The sequence below is a fragment of the Qipengyuania sp. ASV99 genome, assembly GCF_047872805.1.
Lineage (GTDB): Bacteria > Pseudomonadota > Alphaproteobacteria > Sphingomonadales > Sphingomonadaceae > Erythrobacter.
Genome location: NZ_JBLQUK010000015.1, coordinates 41776 through 61325 on the forward strand (window position 1 = coordinate 41776; position 19550 = coordinate 61325).

Sequence of the window (19550 nt, forward strand, 5' to 3'; positions counted from 1 at the left end):
ATGGCACGTTCCGTCTGGAAAGGTCCGTTTGTCGAACTCAGCCTGCTGAAAAAGGCAGAGAACGCACAGGAAGCAAGCAGCAACAAGCCGATCAAGACCTGGTCGCGCCGCTCCACCATCCTGCCGCAGTTCGTTGGTCTGACGTTCAACGTTTATAACGGTCACAAGTTCATCCCCGTCTCGGTGTCGGAAGAGATGGTCGGTCACAAGCTCGGCGAATTTTCGCCCACGCGCAGCTTTCCCGGTCACGCTGCCGACAAGAAGGGTAAGCGATAATGGGCAAGCAAAAATCCCCCCGCCGCGTTGCGGATAATGAGGCACTGGCCGTTGGCACGCAGATTCGCGGGTCGGCGCAAAAGCTCAACCTCGTTGCGCAACTGATTCGCGGCAAGAAAGCCGAGGAGGCCTTGAACATCCTCTCCTTCTCCAAGAAGGCGATGGCCAGGGATGCCAGCAAGGTGCTCGCTTCGGCGATCGCCAATGCCGAAAACAACCACGATCTGGACGTCGACGCCCTGATCGTTGCGGAAGCTTCGGTCGGCAAATCGATCACCATGAAGCGGTTTCACACCCGTGGCCGCGGCAAATCGACCCGCATCCTGAAACCGTTCAGCAAACTGCGCATCGTGGTTCGCGAACACGAGGAAGAAGAGGCGTAAGATGGGTCAGAAGAGCAATCCGATCGGTCTGCGTCTGCAGATCAACCGCACCTGGGACAGCCGCTGGTACGCCGAAGGGCGTGACTATGCCGGTCTGCTGGCCGAGGACATCAAGATTCGCAAATACATCTTTGCCAATCTGCCGCAGGCGGCGATTTCCAAAGTGGTGATTGAGCGTCCAGCCAAATTGTGCCGTGTTTCGATCTATGCGGCCCGTCCCGGTGTCATCATTGGCAAAAAGGGTGCGGACATTGAAAAGCTGCGCAGCAAGCTGGCCACTTTGACCAAAAGCGAAGTGAAGCTCAACATCGTCGAAATCCGCAAGCCGGAAATTGATGCCAAGCTCGTTGCTCAGGGGATCGCCGATCAGCTGGTTCGCCGTGTTGCGTTCCGCCGCGCGATGAAGCGCGCGGTGCAATCGGCGCTGCGTCTGGGTGCTGAAGGTATCAAGATCGTATGCGGCGGCCGTCTCGGCGGCGCTGAAATCGCCCGCGTCGAATGGTACCGCGAAGGCCGCGTTCCGCTCCACACGCTGCGTGCGAACATCGATTATGCTGAAACCGAAGCGCTGACCGCTTACGGGATCATCGGCATCAAGGTGTGGATCTTCAAGGGCGAGATTCTGGCTCACGATCCAACCGCGCAAGACCGCCTGATGATGGAAGCTCAGACTTCCGGCGTCCGGCCTGCTCGCTGATTGCAGGACTAGGAAAAAACCATGCTGCAACCTAAGAAAACCAAGTATCGCAAGGCCTTCAAGGGTCGGATCAAGGGCGAAGCCAAAGGCGGCACCACGCTGAACTTTGGTTCCTATGGCCTCAAGGCGCTTGAGCCTGACCGGCTCACCGCGCGCCAGATCGAAGCGGCTCGCCGTGCCATCACCCGCGCGATGAAGCGTCAGGGCCGGCTCTGGATCCGCGTCTTCCCCGACGTTCCAGTGTCCAAGAAGCCTGCCGAAGTGCGTCAGGGTAAGGGCAAGGGCTCGGTCGAATATTGGGCCGCTCGGGTAAAGCCCGGCCGGATCCTGTTTGAACTTGACGGGGTTCCCGGCCAGGTTGCAGCGCTCGCGTTTGAACGCGCAGCGATGAAGCTGCCGATTAAAACGAAGGTTGTTGCCCGGTTTGGCGACACCTCGCATCTTGGAGGCGAATAATGGCCACCACCGAAGACCTTCGCGCGAAGACTGACGATCAGCTGGTTGCCGAGCTGACTGAGCTCAAGCGCGAACAGTTCAATCTGCGTTTTCAGGCCGCGACCAACCAGCTCGACAAGCCTTCGCGAATTCGTGAAGTGCGTCGCTCGATCGCTCAGATCAAAACGCTGCAAAACGAGCGCGTGGCCAAAGCCGCGGCCGTGAAGGCGTAAGGAGTAGACAATGCCGAAACGTATCCTGGTCGGGACTGTCACCTCCGACAAGACCGACAAAACCGTGACCGTGCTGGTCGAACGCAAGGTGAAGCACCCGCTTTACGGGAAGATTATCCGCCGTTCGAAGAAGTATCACGCGCATGACGAGACCAATGAATACACGATTGGCGATGTTGTGCGGATCGAAGAAACGAGGCCGATCTCCAAGACCAAAAGCTGGGCCGTCAAGGACCGGGTTGTGGCTGGCGGAGTGCAGGCCATCGAAGCCAACCTCGATGCCGAGGCGGCTGGAAATTGAATTGATCCCCGCTTTGGCGGGGCAGGCGTAATCGGAACTGCCAGACTGGTTCTGGCAAGCCAATGAGAAGGAACCGGATCCATGATCCAGATGCAGTCCAATCTCGACGTCGCGGACAACAGCGGCGCAAAGCGCGTCCAGTGCATTAAGGTGCTGGGCGGGTCGAAGCGTCGGTTTGCCTCCGTTGGCGACGTGATCGTCGTCTCTGTTAAAGAGGCCCAGCCGCGTGCGAAGGTGAAGAAGGGCGATGTTCATCGCGCCGTGATCGTTCGCACCCGCAAAGAAGTCCGCCGCAATGATGGCAGCGTGATCCGTTTCGACAGCAATGCCGCTGTCCTGGTCAACAAGAACGAGGAGCCGATTGGCACCCGTATCTTTGGCCCGGTGGTGCGCGAACTGCGCGGGCGCGGCTTCATGAAGATTATTTCGCTCGCGCCGGAGGTGCTCTGATCATGGGTGCTGCAAAGATCAAGAAGGGCGACAGCGTCGTCGTGCTTTCGGGCAAGGACAAGGGCCGCACCGGCACCGTCAGCAAGGTCATGCCGAAAGAAGGCAAGCTGGTGGTTGACGGCGTCAATGTCGCGGCCCGTCATCGCAAGCCAAGCCAGCAAAACCCTCAAGGCGGTATCGACCGGTTCCCGGCACCGATGCACATCTCCAAGGTAGCTCTGGCTGATCCCAAGGATGGTTCGCCCACCCGCGTCCGGTTCGAAATCAAGGACGGCAAGAAGGTGCGCGTGGCCGTAAAGAGTGGGGAGGTCGTCAATGACTGATAATTACACTCCGCGTCTCAAGACGAAGTTTGAAGACGAAATCGTCAAAGCGATGACAGAGAAGTTTGGTTACACCAACCGCCTTCAGGTTCCGCGGCTTGAAAAGATCACGCTCAACATGGGCGTGGGCGAGGCGAGCCAGGACAAAAAGAAGGTCCAGACGGCCGCCGAAGAAATGGCGCTGATTGCAGGCCAGAAGCCGGTGATCACCAAGGCCAAGAAGTCGATCGCGCAGTTCAAGCTGCGCGAAGGCATGCCTATCGGTTGCAAGGTCACCTTGCGCCGCGAACGCATGTACGAATTTCTCGACCGTCTGGTGACCATCGCCATGCCTCGTATCCGCGACTTTCGCGGTGTGAATGCCAAGTCCTTCGATGGACGCGGCAATTACGCGATGGGTCTCAAGGAGCAGATCGTGTTCCCCGAGATCAGCTATGACAAGATTGAAAAAGTGCGGGGGATGGACATCATCGTGACCACCACTGCCAAGACCGACGAAGAGGCCCGCGAGCTTCTGCGACTGTTCGGCTTCCCCTTCCAGGGCGAAGCTGGCGAGCAGAAGGAAGCGGCATAAGCCCCCGTGGCATTATGCGGAGCCCTTTGATGACCGAAACGACACAAGAGAAGAGAGCTTAAGTCCAATGGCGAAACTGAGTTCGATCAACAAGAATGAGCGTCGCAAGAAGCTCGTTCAGAAATATGCAGCGAAATACGAAAAGCTGAAGGCGGTTGCCGATGACGAAAGCCTTGATGAGGGCGACCGGCTGATGGCGCGGCTGAAGATGGCCGAGATTCCCCGCAACGGGAACCCGACCCGCGTGCGCAATCGCTGCGCGACCACCGGCCGCCCGCGCGGCTATTACCGCAAGTTCGGCATCAACCGCATCGAACTGCGTCAACTCGGCACAAGGGGCATGATCCCCGGCCTGACGAAGTCGAGCTGGTGAGGAACTGACAGATGGCAATGACCGATCCCCTGGGTGATATGCTCACCCGTATCCGCAACGGCCAGCAGGCGAAGAAGGACAGCGTCCTCTCGCCCGCTTCCAAGCTGCGCGCAAATGTTCTCGAAGTGCTCACCCGCGAAGGGTATATTCGCGGCTACAGCGAAGACGAGTCCGGCAAGCACAAGGCGCTGCGGATTGAACTGAAATATTTCGAAGGCGAGCCGGCGATCAAGCATGTCGCGCGCGTCTCCAAGCCGGGCCGCCGCGTCTATTCGGGTTCGAAAGACCTCCCGACTGTGCGCAACGGACTTGGCATCACCATCGTCTCGACCCCGCGCGGCGTCCTTTCGGACAGCGAAGCCCGCGAAAACAAGGTCGGCGGCGAAGTGCTTGCGGAGGTCTTCTGATGAGCCGCATTGGTAAAAAGGCGGTCGCAATCCCGGCAGGGGTTACGGTCAACATCGACAATGGCACGTTGAGCGTGAAGGGTCCGAAGGGCACCCTTTCGATGGGCATGTCGGACCTGATCGATTACAAGATCGAAGAGGGTCAGATCGCGGTCAACCCGGCCAACGATAGCAAGCAGGCGCGTTCCTTCTGGGGTATGCAGCGCACGCTAGTGTCGAACCTGGTCGAGGGCGTGACCGATGGGTTCACCAAGACGCTTGAGATCACCGGGGTCGGCTACCGTGCCAAGGCGCAGGGACAGACATTGAAGCTGGAACTGGGTTTCAGCCACGATGTCGATCTTGATGTGCCGGCTGGTATCACGGTGAACACGCCTGATCAGACCACGGTCGAGATTTCCGGAATGGACAAACAGGCTGTTGGCCAGTTTGCTGCCGAAGTCCGCGAATTCCGCAAGCCTGAACCTTACAAGGGCAAGGGTATCAAGTATCGCGGCGAGTATATCTTCCGCAAGGAAGGGAAGAAGAAGTAAGATGGCAAAACTTTCCCTCTTTGAACGGCGTCGCCGCCGTGTCCGCACCGCGCTGCGCGCGCGTTCGGGTGGTAAGCCGCGTTTGTCGGTGCACCGCACGGGCCGCCACATCTACGCGCAGATCATCGACGATGCTCAGGGCAAGACCGTTGCCGCTGCATCCACCCTCGGGGCCAAGGCATCGGGCGCAAATGTCGATGCTGCGGTGCAGGTTGGCAAGGACATCGCCGCTGCTGCGAAGAAAGCCGGCGTCACCACTGTCGTGTTCGATCGCGGCGGGTTCCTGTTTCATGGCCGCGTAAAAGCGTTGGCCGATGCCGCCCGCGAAGGCGGGCTGGAGTTCTGATTATGGCTGACGAGAACATCGAAAACCAAACCGAAAACAACGCTGTGCCTGCTTCGGCGCAGACCCCTTCGGAAGCGGCAGACAATCAGTCTCCGGCACAGGCCGATGACGGTAACGCCCGTCAGGGCCGCGGGCGCGGGCGCGGTGGCAACCGTGAAGGCGGCGGCGGCGATCGCGGCCGTGGTCGCGGTGGCCGTGACAACAATCGCGGTGGCCGGCAGGAAGAAGATGATGGCATCATCGAGAAACTGGTGCACATCAACCGCGTCTCCAAGACGGTGAAGGGCGGTAAGCGCTTTGGTTTTGCTGCGCTCGTGGTGGTTGGCGATGGTCAGGGCCGCGTCGGCTTTGGCCACGGCAAGGCCCGCGAAGTGCCCGAGGCGATTACCAAGGCAACCGCAGCGGCGCGCAAGAAAATGATCCGCGTGCCCTTGAAGGAGGGCCGCACTCTGCACCATGACGGCAATGGCCGGTTTGGCGCCGGCAAGGTCACCGTTCGCACCGCGCCTGCTGGGACCGGCATCATCGCTGGCGGCCCAATGCGCGCTGTCTTCGAAAGCCTGGGTGTGGCCGATGTGGTGACCAAATCGGTCGGGACATCGAACCCCTACAACATGATCCGCGCCACTTTTGACGCGCTGACCGATCAGACTTCGCCGAAGTCGGTGGCTCAGCGCCGGGGCAAGAAGGTCGCTGACCTGCTTGGCCGCGGCGGTCAGGTGAGCGCAGCTGAAGCAGAGGCCGATGCCGCTGCGATTGTGGAGTAACAGCTAATGGCTACCGTCAAGATCAAGCAGATCGGTTCGCCGATCCGCCGCCCCGAAAGCCAGCGCAAGATCCTCATCGGTCTTGGGCTGAATAAGATGAACAAGATCGTAGAGCGTCAGGACACTCCCGAAGTGCGCGGCGCGATCGCCAAGATCCCGCATCTGGTGCAGGTCATCGACTGACCACTCGCACAAGTGCGAAAGGTTTTGAAAAGCCCGCTATGCTTTGTGCATGGCGGGCTTTTTGCTTTGTGTTTGAAAGTGTTGCGGCTCGCCACTTGGATCGGCGCGAGTGACAAAGACTGTTAGACACAGGGGGCTGTCGCCTTCGTGCTAGTGCAGCGCTCAGTGCGGTGATATGAACCGTGTTGGTGGGACGCTTGGCGGTTCTTCGGCATATTTAGGGGGTGTGGTAAATGTCTGTAAATAAGATGAAAATTGGTGCGGTCACTGTCTGTGCTGCGGTTCTGGCATTGGGTGCAGCGGTTCCGACTATTGCGCAAAGTTCGTATGAGGAAGAGGTCAATCGCCTGTTGAACCTGACCCAGAATATCGCCAATTCGCGCGGATTCTCGTCGAGCCACGCCCGTTATAACGGGCAGCTGCGCAATAGCGAAGAACGCACTGTGACGCTCGATCTCAATTCGGGCACCAGCTATATGATGATCGCACAGTGCGACCGCGATTGCAGCGATATCGACATGTGGCTCTATGATGAGAACGGCAATCTGATTGATGAGGACGTTCTGGTTGACGACACGCCGATCGTTGAAGTGACCCCGATCCGTTCGGCGCGCTTTTCGCTGCGGACGCGGATGATTACTTGCAGCGTTGAACCCTGCTATTACGGCGTCGGCGTTTACGCTCAGCGGTGATCGCGGCACTGCTGCGTTGAAGTTTGGGGCGGGGCAGAGGCCATTCAATGGCCTTTTCCCTGCCCACGACTTTGGCGGCACTGCGCCCTGCATCCGCAATAGACCCTTGCACCGCCGCGCAACCTTCGCTATCGGCCCCGCTTCCCATAGCGCGCAGCCCGTCGAAGGGCCGTAAGAAAGCGAAAGCGAGTGCACATGAAACTTAACGACATCCGTGACAATGATGGTGCCCGTAAAGGGCGTATGCGTGTCGGCCGTGGTATCGGCTCAGGCAAGGGCAAGACCGCCGCGCGCGGCCAGAAAGGCCAGAAGAGCCGTTCCGGCGTTGCCGTAAAGGGCTTTGAAGGCGGGCAGATGCCGCTCCACATGCGCCTGCCAAAGCGCGGTTTCAACAATCCGTTTGGCAAGGATTTTGCCGAGGTGAATACCGGCATGGTGCAGAAATTCATCGACGCCGGCAATCTTGATGCGAAGGCAGATATCACTGAAGCTGCGCTGCGGGACTGCGGCCTGGTGCGCGGCGGCAAGGACGGCGTCCGGTTGCTGGGCAAGGGTGAGATCACCGCCAAGGTGAAAGTCTTTGTAACCGGCGCGACCAAGGGCGCAATTGCCGCTGTTGAAAAGGCTGGCGGCAGCGTCGAAGTGGCTGCGCCCGCTCAGCCCGAACATGAAAAGAAAGCTGCGCGCCGTGCAGCCAACACCGCTGCAAAGGCCGCAGCGAAGTAAGATAGCTACATCGCCTCGGATGGATGCGGCAATCCTGGCTGCATCTGACCGGGGCGATGATATTTTCGGGCCGGGGGTTCGACAATCCTTCGCGCTGTTCCTATCTATGCCTGCATGACCGGGCACGTCCGGTCAAAAAGTCTAGGATCGACAAGAGACCATGGCATCACGCGCCGATAACATCGCCAGCAATCTGAACCTCGGAAACTTCGCTCAGGCGACCGAGTTGCGGCAACGCATCTGGTTCACCATCGGAGCGCTGATCGTCTTTCGGTTCCTCAGCTTCGTGCCGCTGCCGGGGATCAACCCGCTCGCTCTTGATGAGCTGGCGGCGCGGTCGCAGGGCACGATTGTCGATCTGTTCAACGCCTTTACCGGCGGTGCGCTGGCCAATATGAGCCTCATCGCGCTGGGTGTCATGCCCTATATCACAGCCTCGATCGTGGTGCAGATGGCTTCGGCATTGCACCCTACGCTTGCCGCTCTCAAGAAAGAGGGCGCGACCGGGCGGCAGAAACTCAACCAATACACCCGTTATGGCACGGTATTCCTTTGCGCGATTCAGGGCTGGTTCTTGGCAACGGGCCTTGAAAGCTATGCCAGCACACAGGGCATCGAGGCGGTCATCAACCCCGGCTATGGTTTCCGCGCTGGTGCCGTCATCAGCCTTGTCGGCGGCACCATGTTCCTGCTGTGGCTGGGCGAACAGATTACCTCGCGCGGGATCGGCAACGGCGTTTCGCTGATTATCATGGCGGGCATTGTCGCGCAGTTCCCGACCTTTGCCTCCAACATGTTTGAAGGCGGACGCACCGGCGCTATTGCTCCTGCTATCATTATTGGTTTTCTGATCATGGTCGCAGCGTTGATCCTGCTCATCAGCTATGTCGAGCGGGCGCAGCGGCGGTTGCTGATCCAATATCCCAAGCGGGCCACTCAGCGCGGCATGATGCAGGCGGAAAACTCCTATCTTCCGCTAAAACTCAACACCGCAGGCGTGATTCCGCCAATCTTCGCCAGTTCGCTGCTGTTGCTGCCTTTGACGATTTCGTCATTCGCGGGCAATTCGGTGGATACGAGCAGCGGCTTTGGCTCGGTGATCGTGACGCTGAACCAATATCTTGCGCATGGTCAGGTGATCTACATGTTGCTGTATGCTCTCGGGATTGTGTTCTTCTGCTTTTTCTACACCGCAGTCGTGTTCGATCCGGAAGAGAACGCGGAGAACCTGAAGAAGAACGGCGGCTTCATTCCCGGCGTTCGCCCCGGCAAGCGCACCTCAGATTATCTCGAATATGTCCTGACCCGCATCACCGTGGTCGGCGCGTTTTACCTGACCGTGGTCTGCGTGGTGCCCGAATACATGATCGCCCAAACCGGCATTCCGTTGTTCCTTGGCGGGACCAGTCTGCTCATCGTCGTCAACGTGACGGTCGATACGATCAGCCAGGTGCAATCGCATCTGTTGGCGCATCAATATGGCGATCTGATCAAGAAGGCGAAGCTGAAGGGCCGCATGCGTTAACGTCTGAATTCTTTCGGGCAGCAATCAGACACGCGGCGCAGGCGATCGCGTGACATTAGGGGGTTGGTTCTTTGAACATCATTCTTCTTGGTCCTCCCGGTGCGGGCAAGGGCACGCAAAGCGCAGGGCTGGTCGAACGCCATGGCATGAAACAGCTGTCGACCGGCGATATGTTGCGCGCGGCGGTCAAGGAACAAACACCGGTCGGGCTAGCGGCCAAGGCGGTCATGGACCGGGGTGAGCTGGTTTCAGATGAGATCGTATCTTCGCTGATCGATGAAAACCTTGCCGCTCTGGACACTGGCACCGGGGCCATCTTTGACGGCTATCCGCGCACTGCGGCGCAAGGCGAACAGCTGGACGAGCTGCTGGCCAAACATGGCCGCACGCTCGATCATGTTATTGAGCTTGAAGTGAATGTCGATGCATTGGTCGAACGGATCACCGGTCGCTTTTCCTGTGGCAATTGCGGCGCGCTGTATCACGACACCGCAAACCCGCCTGCCAAGGACGGCGTTTGCGACGTTTGCGGATCAACTGAATTCAAGCGCCGCCCCGATGACAACGAAGAAACGGTGCGCACCCGTATGGACGAATACCGCGCCAAGACAGCACCAATCCTGCCAGCCTATGAAGCGCGCGGTCTGGTTGCCCGGATCGACGGCATGGCCGGGATCGACGAAGTGGCCGGCGCAATCGATGCAGTGCTCGCCGGATAGTCCATTGGGCTTTCCAGTGCCCGGCAGTTCGCCTAGTCATGCGTGACAAGGAGGACGCAATCTTGCGCAGATCAATTATTTCTCTCACTGGCGCGGCGCTGGCCTTCGGGGCGTTGCCAGCGCAGGCCGAAGTGGTCGAAGCCGGACAGGATCACTTCATCACCCGCGCCGAAGCAGTGGTGGAGGCCGACCCCAAAGCCACGTGGCTCGCCCTCATCAGCCCGGCGCGGTGGTGGTCGAGCGAACACACTTGGTCCGCAGATGCCGCCAACCTTTCGCTGACGCCGCAAGCGGGCGGGTGCTTTTGCGAACGCATTCCCGAAGTGAATGAACCCGGGCGCTTCACCCTCGAAGGCAGCGTGGAGCACATGCGCGTCGTTCAGGCCTATCCTGAGGTTGCCTTGCGGATGGTCGGCGCGCTGGGCCCCTTGCAAAGCGAGCCGGTAACAGGCGTGCTCACCGTGGCGATCAGCGAAACTGAAGAGGGCACACGGATTGTCTGGGAATACAATGTCGGCGGTCAGATGCGTTACCCGGTGCCGGCCATATCGCGCGCGGTGGACGGGGTGATGAATTTGCAATTGAGCGGCCTGTCGCAATTGCTGGGGCAGGTGAGGGGGCCCGAGATGGCACCTGCTGCCGATGCGCCGGAAGCAGAGAGCGAAGCAGATGCGTCGGCGGCGGCTGCGCCGGAAACCACGTCCGAAACAGACGCCGAAACGGATGCAACGGACGCTCCGGTTTCAATCGATCCTGAGACCGTGATTGGCGAAGGCCCCGGTTCGCCGTCGGTCGATGATGCTTTTGGTGATCTCAGCGACGGTTGAATTGGCGCAGGCGGCGGTGCGCCGTTTCCCCCGGCGGGGCCGGTCCTGAGAATATCTGCGCTTGCCCGGTTGACGCAGCCGCCGAATCACCGTAAGCGCGCCGCTCATTCGACACGTTCGAACCCAGTCCGGCAGGCAAGGCCCTTGTGGTTTGCCGACCGGACTTTTGCTGTTTGAAGGGAGGGCTAGCGGCTTTTCCTGAATGGCAAAGCCACGGTTAGGGCGCGTCATTTGTTGAGCGTTGAGATGGGGTGCCGGTTTCATATCGGGATACCCTGTGGAGCATGGAGAATTAAGTGGCTCGTATTGCCGGGGTAAACATCCCCACCAACAAGCGCGTTATCATCGCGCTGACCTATATTCACGGAATTGGCCGCACCACGGCTGTTCAGATTGCCGACAAGCTTGGCATTGCGCATAGCGCGCGCGTTCAGGATCTTTCCGATGAGGAAATCCTGCGTATTCGTGAGACGATTGACAGCGATCATCAGGTCGAAGGCGATCTTCGCCGCACGACCGCGATGAACATCAAGCGTCTGATGGATCTGCGCACCTATCGCGGTTTGCGCCACCGGAACGGCCTGCCCGTTCGCGGTCAGCGCACGCACACCAACGCCCGTACCCGCAAGGGCAAGGCCAAGCCGATCGCAGGGAAGAAGAAGTAAGCATCAGGGTTGCCCGGCAAGGGCAGCCCGATCCGCTTTTCCCTTCCTCCTCAGTTAAAAGGAATACGAGACAATGGCACGCGAACCGGGCGGCAAAATCAGGCGCCGCGACAGAAAGAACATTTCGAGCGGCGTTGCGCATATCAACGCCAGCTTTAACAACACCATGATCACCATCACCGATGCTCAGGGCAATGCGATCAGCTGGTCCAGCGCCGGCACGATGGGTTTCAAGGGCAGCCGCAAGTCAACCCCGTATGCAGCGCAGGTTGCTGCGGATGACGCGGGCAAGAAAGCGGCCGAACACGGTGTTCGCACGCTTGAAGTCGAGGTGAAAGGTCCGGGATCGGGCCGTGAAAGCGCGCTGCGCGGTCTCGCCGCTGTGGGCTTTAACATCACTTCGATCCGCGATGTGACGCCGATCCCGCACAACGGTGTGCGCCCGTCAAAGCGCCGCCGGGTCTGATCTGAACCGGGGCGGTGGCCGCCTGGTCATCGCCGCTCACCGGGTCCGATCCCACGTCGGCAAAGACGCACCGGGCCCGCTCTCTTTTTTGAACCGCTTAGACAAGCGAACTAGGGGAAATCCATGTCCGTCAACATGAAGAACTGGCAGGAACTCAAGAAACCCAACGCTCTCGAAATCAAGGAAGGGAGCGACAAGCAGCGCAAGACGACCTTTGTCGCCGAGCCGCTCGAACGCGGCTTTGGTTTGACGCTGGGCAACGCTCTGCGCCGCGTGCTGCTCTCCTCGCTTCAGGGTGCCGCGATCACCTCGATCAAGATCGAGAACGTGCTCCATGAATTTTCGAGCCTTGCTGGCGTGCGCGAAGATGTGACCGACATGGTCCTCAACGTGAAGCAGATCGCGCTCAAGATGGAAGGCGAAGGGCCCAAGCGCCTGCAGCTTTCCGTGACCGGTCCGGCGACCGTTAAGGCGGGCGATATTGCCGTGACCGGCGACATTGAAGTGATGAACAAGGACCTCGTCCTGTGCCATCTCGATGAAGGCGCGACGCTGAATATGGAACTGACGGCGGATGTCGGCAAGGGCTATTCGCCCGCTGTCGCCAACCGTCCGGCCGATGCGCCGATTGGGCTTATTCCGATCGATTCGCTTTATTCGCCGGTCCGTCAGGTGAGCTACAAGGTCGAAAATGCCCGTGTCGGACAGGAGCTTGATTATGACAAGCTCTCGCTGACGGTCGAAACCGATGGCACTGTTTCCCCTGAGGACGCCGTGGCTTATGCTGCGCGCATTCTTCAGGACCAATTGACGCTGTTCGTCCATTTCGAAGACGGCATCCCGCAGCCGCAGTCGGCCATGATCGGCCACGCTGCAGCCCCGCAGGAAGACGATGCGAACCAGCTCAACCGTTACCTGCTCAAAAAGGTCGACGAACTGGAACTTTCGGTGCGTTCGGCCAATTGCCTCAAGAACGACAACATCATCTATATCGGCGATCTGGTCCAGAAAACCGAAGCCGAGATGCTGCGGACGCCAAACTTTGGCCGCAAGTCGCTTAACGAGATCAAGGAAGTGCTTTCCAGCATGGGCCTGCGTCTGGGCATGGACATCCCCGGATGGCCGCCTGAGAACATCGAGGAAATGGCCAAGAAGCTCGAGCAAGAGCTGCTTGGGTAAGGACACCGTCACCCCAGCGAGTGCTGGGGTCTCAGGCCAAGGGCGTTGTGCTTGCCGCCATAGAACCCAGCGTTCGCTGGGATGACAAAAAGGGGAAGGTCGGACCCCGATTTCCGACCAGCTACGGGCTACCTGATACGGGCCCATAACGAACGAAGGAAAAATTCAATGCGTCACGGTATTTCGCAGCGCAAGCTGAGCCGCAAATCGGGTCACCGCACGGCCCTGTTCCGCAATATGGCAGCGGCTCTTATCAAGCACGAGCAGATCCTGACCACCGTTCCCAAGGCGAAGGAACTGCGCCCCTATGTTGAAAAGCTGATCACGCTGGCAAAGCGCGGCGGGCTTTCCAATCGCCGTCTGGCGCAGTCGCGGCTGCTTGATGAGACGCAGCTCAAAAAGCTCTTCAGCACGCTTGCCGAGCGTTACAGCGACCGTGAAGGCGGCTATGTCCGCATCGTCAAGGCCGGCTATCGTGGCAGCGATGCGGCCCCGATGGCAATCATCGAACTGGTCGACCGCGATGTCGACGCGAAGGGTCAGGACAGCGGTCCGGTCATGAGCGAGCAAAGCGAATACGCCGAGGCGTAAGCGTAGCCGCAAAGACGTTTGGAAGGGCCAGTGGAGCGATCCACTGGCCCTTTTCTTTTGTGCGCATGGCTTTAACTTCGCTGTCCATGAGAAACCTGACCCTTGCAGCAGCCACGGTGTTGCTGGCCGCCAATCCCGCCGCCGCTCAATCCGCGCAGGAGCTCCTCGACACCCGCTATGACCGCGCGCTGGCGGCGGGCTACAAGGCGTTGATGCTGTGCAGCGCGATTGCCAACACCGAACGCAACGCTGGCGCTCTCACCCGGACGACCGAAAGCGTGCACGAATGGGAGCTGACCGGCATCTATCCCACGCTTGACCCAATCATTCGTGATCTACCCTTTGAGATCGTTCGCGCAGCTGATGGCCGCGTGAACCATGTCGAGGTGCAATGGGCAACTGACATGGCTCCACGCTATGCTCGCCATGATGCGGGTGCGGGATGTAAGGTGCTGCCCATTGGTGCTTCTGCACCCGCAACAGATCGTTGGCCAAGCGATAGCTGGGAGAGGCCTTTCACCGTCATGCATTCGGCAGGTGGCGGCCCGCTGGCTGATGCTGCAAGAGCAGCTTTCACCAACGATTATGGCGAAGGCGCGCGCAGCACTGCGGTCATTGTTCTGGTCGATGGCTTAACCAAGGTCGCCGAGTTTGATGAAGGACGCCGCGGTGAGCCCCAGCGCACATGGTCGGTCGCCAAAAGCATCGCGGCAACATTGGTCGGAGCAGCGGTCCATCGCGGGGCAATCGACGTCAATCAATCCGCTGGGTTGGGCGCTGACCAAAGCGACCCGCGCCGCGCCATCACCATTGACCAGGCGCTGCGCATGGCAACCGGTCGCTATTCCGACACGCCGGGCAATCGGACCGATCCGCTGTATTGGGGAGGCTCGACGGTTGACGAGCGGGCGCAGGATTGGCCTCTTCTGCACATGCCGGGCACGGTGTTCCGCTATGCCAACAATGATACTCTTGCTGCCGTGCAAGCTATCGAAGCCACATTCGAGGCGCATCCGCCTGCCGAATTTTTTGCCAAGTTGGGTATGCATCACACGGTGGCGGAAACTGACTGGCAGGGGAACTATGTGCTTTCCAGCCAAGTTTGGGCCACAGCCGAGGACCTGGCGAAGTTGGGCCAACTCTACCTCAACGATGGTGTGCTGCCTGACGGTACGCGTATCCTGCCGAAGGGCTGGCGCGAATACGTCTCCTCCCCTTCAGGACCGCAGCCCGATGGGGCGTTTGGATATGGCGCTGGGTTCTGGTTGATGAACAAGAGTGATGGCGTGCCGCCCGACACTTTCGCTGCATTCGGCAATCGCGGGCAATATGTCGTCATCGTGCCAAGCCGCGATGTCGTGATCGTGCGAAGGGGAGAGGACCCGGTGGGTTCGCGGTTTGACATTGCCGCCTTTACCCGCGATGTGCTGGCGGCGCTTGACTGAAGTTATTCAGGCAAAGGCATCAAAACCTGAACGTTTCCTGCCAGTCTTGGTCAGAATCACCTCAGAATCGTTCATCTAAAAGGGATTCACAGTGAACGGAAATTCTTCCGTCACTGCCAACCCGAGGATGAACCGACATGACTGATCTGAAAAAGACCATCACCAAGGGCGCGCTCGGGACTGTCGCGGCTGGCGCGATGGCCCTGGCGTCCGCAACCCCGGCCATGGCCGATAACCACCGTTACCGTGATCGCGGCGGCGTGGATGCTGGCGATGTGATCGCAGGAGCCGTAATTATTGGCGGGATCGCCGCGCTGGCCGGTGCCTTTGACGGCGACAATGACCGCCGTTACCGGGACAATCGCTACGATAATCGCTACGATAATCGCGCAAATTACCACAACAATCGCGGCTATCGCGGCGATGGACAGCGCGCGGTCGAACGCTGCATCAACGCCGCCGAGCGTCAGGCGCAGAGGTTTGGCGGATGGCGCTATGCCAATGTCACCGAGATTCGCGATATTGACCGCACCCGCTATGGCTTTCGCGTTCAGGGACGGCTGGAAGTCCAGGGCTCGCGCAATTATGGCAGCCGCAATTTCGACCGTGGCCGCTTCACCTGTCATTTTGATGGCCGCGGCCGCCCGCAGATTGATTTTGACAACATAAACGGACTGCGGTGATCCTTGGCCGCGCCAAAGGCGAGGCTGGTGGCATCACTGCATGGTAAACGGGCGGTTCAGGCAAGCGCAAGCCTGAGCCGCCTATTTGCGTTGGGCTTTGAGCGATTGGTGGCCGCTCACCTGCACATTGTCCTGCGCTGAATATCGCGCACAACAGGAGGGAAACACCATGGCTCACACAGCACGGGTCGGAGCATATGTTGGCGTCATTGCCGCTGCGTCGATGGCAATTGCTCCGGCGCAGGCAGCCGCTGCATCAACCCATGACACAGCCGGATACGCCACCGCAGCGCTCGCCAGCATCAACGCTGACGGCGCGTTTGAAGGCCAGCTTGGCTCCAGCAGCTATGACGAACAGGCAGACACCGCCGAGTGGCGCGGGCGTCGCTGGTACGGACGGCGCGGCTGGCGGCGTGACCGGATCGATGGCGGCGATGTGCTCGCAGGTGTGCTGGTGCTGGGCGGCATTGCCGCAATCGCGAGTGCAGCCAGCAACAACCGCCGCCGCGAACGCGATGTTGTGGTGGTCGAACGTCAGCGCAATACGGTTCGCTATGATGACCGCCGCTATGATGACCGCCGCGCCAATCCGCGCGCGAGCAATGGGTCGGGTATCGACAGCGCTGTTTCGCAATGCCTCACCGAAATCGAGCGCGATGTCCGCGTGGACAGCGTCGATGGGGCACGCCGACTGGCGCAGGGCTGGGTGGTGTCGGGCACCTTGTTCAACGGCGCGGGCTTCACCTGCCAGATTGGCAATGACGGCCGAATTTCCGACATTGATTACGGCGGCGGGTTCCAAGGCAGCGCGGACGGCACTGGTGTCTACTCGAGCGACTATACCAGCGACTATACCAGCGACTATGCCAGCGACTATGCCAGCGCAGATGGTCAATTGTCCGACGTCCGTTATGCCGATGCCCGCGCGGCGATGGGCGCAAATGTGTACCGGGTCCCCGATGAGACCGGCGAGCCATTGCCCGCTTATCCCGGCGGACCGCTCCCTGGCGAAGCGGAATGGTCCGATGGCGCTGTCGAGCCATAACTCGGCAGGCCCAGCTCAAATCTGATGGCGGCGGCGCGCAGCGCAAATCCGGCGGCAAACGCCGCTCCCCAGATCAAGCCATTGTCGATGTTCAGCCCCGGCGGCAATTGCATCCCCGCGACTGTCAGTGCGGCGCTGAGCGCGGCGGCGGTGACATAAAGTTCGGGCTGCATGATGATTGAAGGGCGACCCGCGACGACATCGCGGATCACGCCGCCAACGCAGCCGGTGATGATCCCCATCAGCGCGGCGGGCACGGGCGGGATTCCGTAAGCCAGCGCCTTTGCACTGCCCAGCACCGCATAGGCCGCCAGCCCAAGCGCGTCGGCATAATCGAGCAGTTTGCCTTCCCACATCCGCACCGGGGTGAACCACGCGATCAGCGCGGTGGACAGGCAGATGGCCGCCACCCACGGATCGGTTATCCAGAACACCGGCGCATCGATCAGCAGGTCGCGCACGGTTCCTCCGCCCACGCCCGTTACCAGCGCAAAGAACGCCATGGTGACGAATGTCTGCCGCTCACGCGCAGCCACCAATGCGCCAGACAAAGCGAAAACCGCAAGGCCCGCCACGTCGAGTATGTCGAGGATCGGAGTGAGGACGGTCTCGTTCACAGCGCGCGGGCCTTGGTCGCTGTCTTGCGCCGCCGGAACATCAGCACGCTGCCCATGGTTGCCCCCGTCAATGACAGCGCGGCAAACAGGATCAAAATCGGGTGGTTGGTATCCTCACGCTCTGACAGGTCCATGATGTGCAGGCCCCACATGAAATCGAACCAGCGCCACCACCGCGTGCGCACCGCCTCGACCTCTGCGGTGTCGCGCCCGATGTAGACATTTGTGCCATCCTCCAGTGCGACCTGCCAGACAGCCAGCGGGCGGCGGAAATCGAATGGCACTTCCTCGGCATTGAACAGGGTCACACTGCGCACCGCGTCACCGCCCGAAATGCGCCGGGCGACAATCGCCCGCGCGGAGGCAGCGTCCAGCGGCGGCAGCACCGCGCCGCTGGCGACATCGACGCGCGATGTCGCGCCGTCGAGGGTGGTCAGGATGGCCACCGCGCGGCCATTTTGCATCCGCATCGTGATCTCGCTGAGCTGCGCATCGGGCGTCGCCCATTCGCTCCCTTCAATGACAAGCGCGGCTTGATCGGCGGGCAGACGCAAGTGATTGCCGCGCACTTCCTCGATCGGTCTGGCGACCATGAACAGTCCGGTCGCGGTCCACATCAGGATCGGCACGCCAACCAGCCAGCCCAGCCAGACGTGCCAGCGTGCCAGGGTTTGCATGATTTGTCTCTTTACCATGCCTGCGCCCATGGCGAAGGCGGCTTAACCGTGCAAGATTTTCCCGATGGCGGCGGCGGCACCAATGCAATCAAGATCACCCATGCGCGGACCGATGACCTGCATCCCGCAGGGCAGTTCGGCACCTTCATAGGTGCCGCTGCCAATCGGCAGGACGGTTGCAGGCAGATTGGGAAATGTTGCCAGTCCCGCCCATGCTAACGCGCCGCCCGCAGGCAAATCCTGCCCGTTCACCCGGACTGTCGATCTAAAAACCGAGCCTTCAATATGCGGGATTGCCAGCACCGGAGCAGGCGGGGCGAGCACAAAGTCATAGGTTTCGAACAGCCGCGCCCAATGCGCTTCATTGGCGGCCTGTGCGTCGAGCAGGTCGAACCAGTCGGCTGCGCTGGCATGTTTGCCGCTGGGCGAGGGGGCCCCGCGCGCCATGGCAGTGTTCATCATGCGCAGATAGGCGGCCTGCTGCGCTTCGAGATCGGGGATCAGACGGCTGGTGCGGTCGATGGAGATCCCGGCGGCGCGCAAAGCATCAATGGCGGCTTTGATCGGGTCAGCCACACTTGCATCCACGGGGCTGCCGGGATGTTCGGTAATAGCGAGCAAGCGGCATTGGCGAAGCGGTTTTGCATGCGCGCCAAGCGTATATTGCGCGCTGATCTGCATCAGCATGGCAAGGTCGGCGGCGTTGCGTGCCAGCGGCCCGGCAATCGAAAGCACGCCGTCATGCGCGGCGACAAAGCCTAGAGCCTTTGCCAGCATCGGATGATCGTGGCCGCGCTTTGAGATCAGCCCCCAGGTGCTCTTGTGCCCCCAGACGCCGCAGAAATGCGCAGGCACGCGCACCGATCCACCGATGTCTGTGCCAAAATCGCAGGGCACCATGCCCGAGGCCACCGCCGCCGCGCTGCCGCCCGACGATCCGCCGGGGGAACGCGATGTGTCATGCGGGTTGCAGGTGCGGCCATAGACCGGGTTAAAACTCTGCCAATCGGTGAGGTCGGTGGGCACATTGGTCTTCCCCAGGATCACTGCGCCCGCTGCCTTGAGCCTGCGGACCAGCTCGCTGTCACGCGGTGCGATATAATCGGTATGCGCGGCGTGACCCCAGCAGGATTGCAGTCCCTCGACGTCAAAGCTTTCCTTGACCGTCATCGGCACGCCGAACAGCGGCTGATTATCCTTTGCCCCTTCGCGGTCCATCCGCTTTGCAGTGGCGGCGGCGCGTTCAAAATCGGGCACGGCGAGCGCGTCGATCTCGGCATCGAAATGCTCGATCCGCGTGATCGCTGCGTCAACCGCCTCGGTCACGCTCAGATCGCCTGCACGGATCAATGCCGCGGTCTCAAGCGCGCCGGGCTTATCGGTCAATTGCGGGTAGGCCATGTGTATTGATC

Annotated in this window: 30 protein-coding genes; 27 read left to right on the top strand and 3 right to left on the bottom strand. The window is 60.3% G+C overall.

Annotated features, from left to right (window positions below):
• The 27 genes from rpsS to ACM64M_RS13845 all read left to right on the top strand — a co-directional run bounded on the left by rpsS (nucleotide 1) and on the right by ACM64M_RS13845 (nucleotide 16844).
• Nucleotides 1–276 (top strand): 30S ribosomal protein S19, encoded by a 276-nt coding sequence (gene rpsS, locus ACM64M_RS13715; protein WP_416229270.1) that lies wholly within the window; start codon nucleotides 1–3, stop codon nucleotides 274–276.
• On the top strand, nucleotides 276–659 hold the full coding sequence (rplV, locus tag ACM64M_RS13720; protein ID WP_416229271.1) for a 50S ribosomal protein L22: 384 nt from the start codon (nucleotides 276–278) through the stop codon (nucleotides 657–659). The genes rpsS and rplV overlap by 1 nt, the downstream gene beginning before the upstream one ends.
• A gap of 1 nt (nucleotide 660) precedes the next feature.
• Nucleotides 661–1356, top strand: a complete 696-nt coding sequence (gene rpsC / locus ACM64M_RS13725; RefSeq protein WP_416229272.1) for a 30S ribosomal protein S3 — start codon at nucleotides 661–663, stop codon at nucleotides 1354–1356.
• A 21-nt stretch (nucleotides 1357–1377) separates the two neighbouring features.
• Nucleotides 1378–1812: a 50S ribosomal protein L16 gene (gene rplP, locus ACM64M_RS13730; protein ID WP_416229273.1), complete on the top strand. Its 435-nt coding sequence runs from the start codon at nucleotides 1378–1380 to the stop codon at nucleotides 1810–1812.
• On the top strand, nucleotides 1812–2024 hold the full coding sequence (gene rpmC / locus ACM64M_RS13735; RefSeq protein ID WP_416229274.1) for a 50S ribosomal protein L29: 213 nt from the start codon (nucleotides 1812–1814) through the stop codon (nucleotides 2022–2024). The genes rplP and rpmC overlap by 1 nt, the downstream gene beginning before the upstream one ends.
• Nucleotides 2025–2034: 10 nt before the next feature.
• Entirely contained in the window at nucleotides 2035–2325 is a 291-nt protein-coding gene (gene rpsQ, locus ACM64M_RS13740; RefSeq protein ID WP_416229275.1) for a 30S ribosomal protein S17, read from the top strand.
• A gap of 81 nt (nucleotides 2326–2406) precedes the next feature.
• Nucleotides 2407–2775, top strand: a complete 369-nt coding sequence (gene rplN / locus ACM64M_RS13745) for a 50S ribosomal protein L14 (protein WP_416229276.1) — start codon at nucleotides 2407–2409, stop codon at nucleotides 2773–2775.
• A 2-nt stretch (nucleotides 2776–2777) separates the two neighbouring features.
• Complete coding sequence (gene rplX / locus ACM64M_RS13750) at nucleotides 2778–3098, top strand: 50S ribosomal protein L24 (protein ID WP_416229277.1); 321 nt, start codon at nucleotides 2778–2780, stop codon at nucleotides 3096–3098.
• Nucleotides 3091–3672, top strand: a complete 582-nt coding sequence (rplE, locus tag ACM64M_RS13755; protein ID WP_416229278.1) for a 50S ribosomal protein L5 — start codon at nucleotides 3091–3093, stop codon at nucleotides 3670–3672. Before rplX ends, rplE begins: the two co-directional genes overlap by 8 nt.
• A gap of 67 nt (nucleotides 3673–3739) precedes the next feature.
• Entirely contained in the window at nucleotides 3740–4045 is a 306-nt protein-coding gene (gene rpsN / locus ACM64M_RS13760) for a 30S ribosomal protein S14 (RefSeq protein WP_416229279.1), read from the top strand.
• A gap of 11 nt (nucleotides 4046–4056) precedes the next feature.
• The gene (gene rpsH, locus ACM64M_RS13765) at nucleotides 4057–4452 is read left to right on the top strand and encodes a 30S ribosomal protein S8 (protein ID WP_416229280.1); all 396 of its coding nucleotides are present in this window, start codon (nucleotides 4057–4059) and stop codon (nucleotides 4450–4452) included.
• Entirely contained in the window at nucleotides 4452–4985 is a 534-nt protein-coding gene (rplF, locus tag ACM64M_RS13770; protein ID WP_416229281.1) for a 50S ribosomal protein L6, read from the top strand. Before rpsH ends, rplF begins: the two co-directional genes overlap by 1 nt.
• Nucleotide 4986: 1 nt before the next feature.
• Entirely contained in the window at nucleotides 4987–5331 is a 345-nt protein-coding gene (rplR, locus tag ACM64M_RS13775) for a 50S ribosomal protein L18 (RefSeq protein WP_416229282.1), read from the top strand.
• A 2-nt stretch (nucleotides 5332–5333) separates the two neighbouring features.
• The gene (rpsE, locus tag ACM64M_RS13780) at nucleotides 5334–6098 is read left to right on the top strand and encodes a 30S ribosomal protein S5 (protein ID WP_416229283.1); all 765 of its coding nucleotides are present in this window, start codon (nucleotides 5334–5336) and stop codon (nucleotides 6096–6098) included.
• Nucleotides 6099–6104: 6 nt separating this feature from the next.
• A complete protein-coding gene (gene rpmD, locus ACM64M_RS13785) occupies nucleotides 6105–6281 on the top strand; it encodes a 50S ribosomal protein L30 (protein WP_416229284.1) in 177 nt (58 codons plus the stop codon).
• A gap of 233 nt (nucleotides 6282–6514) precedes the next feature.
• Nucleotides 6515–6973, top strand: coding sequence for a hypothetical protein (locus ACM64M_RS13790; RefSeq protein ID WP_416229285.1), 459 nt, complete (start codon nucleotides 6515–6517; stop codon nucleotides 6971–6973).
• A gap of 195 nt (nucleotides 6974–7168) precedes the next feature.
• Nucleotides 7169–7699, top strand: coding sequence for a 50S ribosomal protein L15 (gene rplO / locus ACM64M_RS13795; RefSeq protein WP_416229286.1), 531 nt, complete (start codon nucleotides 7169–7171; stop codon nucleotides 7697–7699).
• 160 nt (nucleotides 7700–7859) lie between these two features.
• Nucleotides 7860–9224 carry a preprotein translocase subunit SecY gene (secY, locus tag ACM64M_RS13800; protein WP_416229287.1) on the top strand — a complete coding sequence of 455 codons (1365 nt, stop codon included), beginning with the start codon at nucleotides 7860–7862 and terminating at the stop codon, nucleotides 9222–9224.
• Nucleotides 9225–9295: 71 nt separating this feature from the next.
• Nucleotides 9296–9943 carry an adenylate kinase gene (locus ACM64M_RS13805; RefSeq protein WP_416229288.1) on the top strand — a complete coding sequence of 216 codons (648 nt, stop codon included), beginning with the start codon at nucleotides 9296–9298 and terminating at the stop codon, nucleotides 9941–9943.
• Nucleotides 9944–10005: 62 nt separating this feature from the next.
• Complete coding sequence (locus tag ACM64M_RS13810) at nucleotides 10006–10770, top strand: SRPBCC family protein (protein WP_416229289.1); 765 nt, start codon at nucleotides 10006–10008, stop codon at nucleotides 10768–10770.
• 296 nt (nucleotides 10771–11066) lie between these two features.
• Entirely contained in the window at nucleotides 11067–11435 is a 369-nt protein-coding gene (gene rpsM / locus ACM64M_RS13815; RefSeq protein WP_416229290.1) for a 30S ribosomal protein S13, read from the top strand.
• A 73-nt stretch (nucleotides 11436–11508) separates the two neighbouring features.
• On the top strand, nucleotides 11509–11901 hold the full coding sequence (gene rpsK / locus ACM64M_RS13820; protein WP_416229291.1) for a 30S ribosomal protein S11: 393 nt from the start codon (nucleotides 11509–11511) through the stop codon (nucleotides 11899–11901).
• A gap of 123 nt (nucleotides 11902–12024) precedes the next feature.
• Nucleotides 12025–13080 (top strand): DNA-directed RNA polymerase subunit alpha, encoded by a 1056-nt coding sequence (locus ACM64M_RS13825; RefSeq protein ID WP_416229292.1) that lies wholly within the window; start codon nucleotides 12025–12027, stop codon nucleotides 13078–13080.
• Between the two features lie 168 nt (nucleotides 13081–13248).
• Complete coding sequence (gene rplQ / locus ACM64M_RS13830; protein ID WP_416229293.1) at nucleotides 13249–13671, top strand: 50S ribosomal protein L17; 423 nt, start codon at nucleotides 13249–13251, stop codon at nucleotides 13669–13671.
• Nucleotides 13672–13757: 86 nt separating this feature from the next.
• On the top strand, nucleotides 13758–15116 hold the full coding sequence (locus ACM64M_RS13835) for a serine hydrolase domain-containing protein (RefSeq protein WP_416229294.1): 1359 nt from the start codon (nucleotides 13758–13760) through the stop codon (nucleotides 15114–15116).
• A 137-nt stretch (nucleotides 15117–15253) separates the two neighbouring features.
• On the top strand, nucleotides 15254–15799 hold the full coding sequence (locus ACM64M_RS13840) for a hypothetical protein (RefSeq protein WP_416229295.1): 546 nt from the start codon (nucleotides 15254–15256) through the stop codon (nucleotides 15797–15799).
• A 169-nt stretch (nucleotides 15800–15968) separates the two neighbouring features.
• Nucleotides 15969–16844, top strand: a complete 876-nt coding sequence (locus tag ACM64M_RS13845) for a hypothetical protein (protein ID WP_416229296.1) — start codon at nucleotides 15969–15971, stop codon at nucleotides 16842–16844.
• Here ACM64M_RS13845 and ACM64M_RS13850 read toward each other — a convergent pair.
• From ACM64M_RS13850 to ACM64M_RS13860, 3 genes are read right to left on the bottom strand one after another with little or no spacing between them, the layout of a single operon-like run.
• Nucleotides 16784–17461 (bottom strand): trimeric intracellular cation channel family protein, encoded by a 678-nt coding sequence (locus ACM64M_RS13850; protein WP_416229297.1) that lies wholly within the window; start codon nucleotides 17459–17461, stop codon nucleotides 16784–16786. The genes ACM64M_RS13845 and ACM64M_RS13850 overlap by 61 nt on opposite strands.
• Entirely contained in the window at nucleotides 17458–18138 is a 681-nt protein-coding gene (locus ACM64M_RS13855) for a PepSY domain-containing protein (RefSeq protein ID WP_416229298.1), read from the bottom strand. The genes ACM64M_RS13850 and ACM64M_RS13855 overlap by 4 nt, the downstream gene beginning before the upstream one ends.
• 42 nt (nucleotides 18139–18180) lie before the next feature.
• A complete protein-coding gene (locus ACM64M_RS13860; protein WP_416229299.1) occupies nucleotides 18181–19539 on the bottom strand; it encodes an amidase family protein in 1359 nt (452 codons plus the stop codon).
• Nucleotides 19540–19550 lie beyond the last annotated feature (11 nt).